The sequence below is a fragment of the Actimicrobium sp. GrIS 1.19 genome (assembly GCF_035984655.1).
Taxonomy (GTDB): domain Bacteria; phylum Pseudomonadota; class Gammaproteobacteria; order Burkholderiales; family Burkholderiaceae_D; genus Actimicrobium.
This window is the reverse complement of the sequence record NZ_JAXCHT010000091.1, coordinates 1-1004: the sequence shown is the minus strand read 5'-3', so window position 1 is coordinate 1004 and position 1004 is coordinate 1. Positions and strand designations below refer to the sequence as shown.

The window sequence follows — 1004 nt, the reverse complement described above, 5'->3', positions numbered from 1 at the left end:
TGGAATGTGGCCGGCCAGCTTGGCGCTGGTTCGCGCTAAATACCGTATTCGCTACGAAGTGAAATTGGTCAAGACGTCGCTCGTGAGGCGCTTACCTCCTTCGTGAGATCATCGACGATGTTCAGGCAGCGCAACCTGCGCCCGTCGACGAACCCATCCGAGACGAAATCCATCGACCAGCTGATGTTGGGTGCCATGGCAACCACCTTCGGCTGGCGTTCAATGCCGGCAATTCTCTTTCGCTTGCGCCGACGCACCGATAATCCGGCCGCGCAGTACACCCGGTACGTGCGCTTCCAGTTGATGACCCAGCCTTCACGACACAACAGCACATGCAGCCGACGATAGCCGTATCGACGCTTCTCGCCGGCCAGTGCCGTCAGACGCGACTTCAGTGCTTCGTCGTTTGGCCGCTTTGCCGCGTAGCGGTACGACGAGCGCGACATGCCGATCAGCCCACAGGCTCGGGTGACGCCCAACCCGTGGGTCACCATGATGTGCGTAATTGCCGCACGCCGTTCCTGTGGGCCTACCACTTTCGGCCAACAACATCTTTCAGCGCAGCGTTGTCCAGCATAGACTCTGCCAGCAACCGTTTCAGCTTCGCGTTCTCCGCTTCCAGCGCTTTCAAGCGCTGGGCGTCCGACACGGTCATGCCGCCGAACTTCGCCTTCCAGTTGTAGTAGGTGGCGTCACTGATGCCGTACTTGCGGCACAACTCGGCTATCTTGCCCCCAGCATCGGCTTCCTTCAGGACCCCGATGATTTGCTCCTCTGTAAAACGTTTCTTCATGCCTGCCTTCCATGGGCAGACTCTAGTTTAGCGCCGTACTAATTTCGGGGAGCAGGTCAAGGTCAGTTAAAAAAGCGAGCGGACAGAAAAACGGCTCCTTTTTAGGGGAGCCGTTCTGTTTGGAGCAATAACTTAGCCTGACGATGACCTACTTTCACACGTGTTGACGCACTATCATCGGCGCAAAGTCGTTTCACGGTCCTGTTCGGGA

Annotated in this window: 2 protein-coding genes; both read right to left on the bottom strand. The window is 57.5% G+C overall.

Annotation, left to right across the window (positions count from 1 at the left end; all coding sequences use genetic code 11):
* Positions 1-68 precede the first annotated feature (68 nt).
* The gene (locus RCH09_RS19690) at positions 69-494 is read right to left on the bottom strand and encodes an IS3 family transposase (protein ID WP_326942836.1); all 426 of its coding nucleotides are present in this window, start codon (positions 492-494) and stop codon (positions 69-71) included.
* 35 nt (positions 495-529) lie between these two features.
* Positions 530-793 carry a transposase gene (locus tag RCH09_RS19685; protein ID WP_326942835.1) on the bottom strand — a complete coding sequence of 88 codons (264 nt, stop codon included), beginning with the start codon at positions 791-793 and terminating at the stop codon, positions 530-532.
* Positions 794-1004: the final 211 nt, after the last annotated feature.